The 2,203-nt window shown below is 51.2% G+C and carries 4 protein-coding genes; all 4 read left to right on the top strand.

The annotated features are described in order from the left end of the window. Positions 1-925, top strand: a 925-nt coding sequence (locus Q0413_RS01150; protein ID WP_298986422.1) for a hypothetical protein, incomplete at its 5' end; no start/stop codon positions are given. Further along, entirely contained in the window at positions 922-1,677 is a 756-nt protein-coding gene (locus tag Q0413_RS01145; RefSeq protein ID WP_298062736.1) for a 1-acyl-sn-glycerol-3-phosphate acyltransferase, read from the top strand. The genes Q0413_RS01150 and Q0413_RS01145, both read left to right, overlap by 4 nt. Then, complete coding sequence (locus Q0413_RS01140; RefSeq protein ID WP_298062737.1) at positions 1,674-1,940, top strand: phosphopantetheine-binding protein; 267 nt, start codon at positions 1,674-1,676, stop codon at positions 1,938-1,940. The genes Q0413_RS01145 and Q0413_RS01140 overlap by 4 nt, the downstream gene beginning before the upstream one ends. Beyond that, the coding region (locus tag Q0413_RS01135) for an acyl carrier protein (RefSeq protein WP_298986419.1) at positions 1,933-2,203 on the top strand (271 nt) is incomplete at its 3' end. The genes Q0413_RS01140 and Q0413_RS01135, both read left to right, overlap by 8 nt.

Raw genomic sequence — 2,203 nt, 5'->3', positions numbered from 1 at the left:
AAAGGCGAGAACGACGAGCTTTAAATTTAGCCGCTCCGCTAAACGCGGATATGGTGAAAGTTTTAAATTTAGCCGCGCTACCAAACACGAACTCGCCCAAACGGCGCATCTTAAAAGCACGCCGAAAGGGCGCGTGCCGTGCGCCCCCAAATCGCGTTGCAATGAGGCGCACTGCGAAAATACGCCGCCGAAGCATACGCAACGAACCAAAAAAAATCCGCCTAAACGATGCGAGCTGCGAGCCATAAAAATTTTACCGCAGCGGCGCATGGAAGACATCGTAAAATTTCGCTATAAACACAGATGCGGCGAGCTAAAACGGTACGCGAAGCAGGCTGTAAATTTCATAAATTTAGCAGATCAAGGCTTGGGCTACGAGTTTAAATTTAGCCGCGTGATGAACCGAATAGCCGCTCAGGTAAGATGCGCACGACAAAGCGTTGCGATGAATTTTAAATTTAACTGCGCCGCGAGCTATAAATTTAATCAGACGGCGCGTCGTATGGCGGCGCCAAAGCAGCGTATATGGCGCTTCGCAGAAATTCCATCGCAATGGCACGCACGACGAAGCATGCGGCAAGCCGCAGAAATTTCACCGAGGCAATACGCACGGCAAACGGCAAGAATTCTACAAAATCGCAGTTTACCGCGCGCCGCAAAAATTTTATTGCCTCGGTATATACGCGGCGTCGAGATCGTCAGAGCTTCTGCTCAGACCATAAAAGCTCTATTGCCTCGACACATGCCGCAAGCCGAAATATCGCGCACAGAAAGCCGCAAAAACTCCGCTGCGATGCGACGAGCGGCAAGCCGTAGAAATTTTATCGGGGCTGCCCGCATGACGAGCCATCAAATCCCCGCCGAAAGCCGCAAAATCTCCAACGAGAACCGCGAAATCCCCGCCGAAAGAGGCGCCGAGCGATGAAACAGACAGATCCGCTAAGGCGCAAGCTCAAACAGATCGGCATCGCGTTATCCTTCGCAAGCTTCGGCGCGCTGTGTATGATGGGCAACCTACTCTTCCTCCCAGTAGCGCTGCTGCGGCTAAACCGCATAGAGGTCGTACGAAATTTCGTGCGCGATTTTATAATGATCTCGTGGCGCATATTTTTGCTGCTAGCGCGACTTTACGGCAGCATCGGCGTAAGCTGGCGCTGCAAGCTCCCGCCTAGCGGTGCTCTCATCATCGCAAACCACCCCAGCCTGCTTGACGTGGTGATCTTTTTAGCCCACGTACGGCGCGCAAACTGCGTAGTCAAGGAAAGCCTGTGCAAAAACCCCTTCCTCTCCGCTGCCATCGCAGCTGCGGGCTACATCCCAAACACCGGCTCGGAAGCGATGATAGATGCGTGCCGAAGCGCCCTTGCGCGAAGAGAAAGCCTAATCATCTTCCCAGAGGGCACGCGCACCGCGGATCGCATCGCCATGCACAAAGCGGCGTTTTACATCGCGATAAATTTCGCAAAAAATATGAATTGCATCGCGATAAAAATGGATCCTAAAAGCCTAAAAAAAGGACAAGTATGGTACGATACGCCCGAGGTTCGGATGAAATACGACCTCTACGAGCTGTGCGCGCTTGATCTAACGGGCTTCGAGCCGGATCGTCCAAACCCGATCCGAGTGCGCAAACTCTATGAAAAAATATCAAATCTATATGAAAAGGAGAATCTGTGAACGAAGAAATTTTGGAGCTTAAGGAGCTGATCATTTCGGGGCTGAACCTCGAAGACGTCGCACCAGGCGACATAAATGACGACGAGCCGCTTTTTAGCGACGGGCTGGGGCTCGATTCGGTCGATGCACTGGAGCTCGGGCTTTTGGTACAGAAAAAATACGGCATCGTGCTTAACTCAAAAACCCAAAATTTAAAGCAAATTTTCTCATCCGTTGCGTCTTTGGCGCAATATATCGCCGAAAATAGGAGTAAAAATGAGTAAAGATGAAATTTTTGAAATTTTAAAAAAGGCGCTCGTGGAGCTCTTCGAGATCGACGAGAGCAAGGTCGTGCCGGAGGCTAAAATTTACGAGGATCTGCAGATCGACAGCATCGATGCGATCGATCTGGTCGATTACGTCAAGAAAAACACGGGCTATAAGCTGATGCCAGATGATTTTAAAAACATCCAAACCCTTGGCGACATCGTGGATGCCGTAGCGGCGAAGCTCGATCAAGGCGCGAGCGGGGAGACTACAGGCGGCG

Origin of the sequence: uncultured Campylobacter sp., assembly GCF_938045465.1 — a bacterium.
GTDB lineage: Bacteria > Campylobacterota > Campylobacteria > Campylobacterales > Campylobacteraceae > Campylobacter_B.
This window is presented reverse-complemented; position numbering and strand designations above follow the sequence as displayed.

Excerpts from the sequence above, each read along its gene's own strand:
- Q0413_RS01145 (WP_298062736.1), top strand. The coding sequence starts at position 922 with ATGAAACAGACAGATCCGCTAAGGCGCAAGCTCAAACAGATCGGCATC.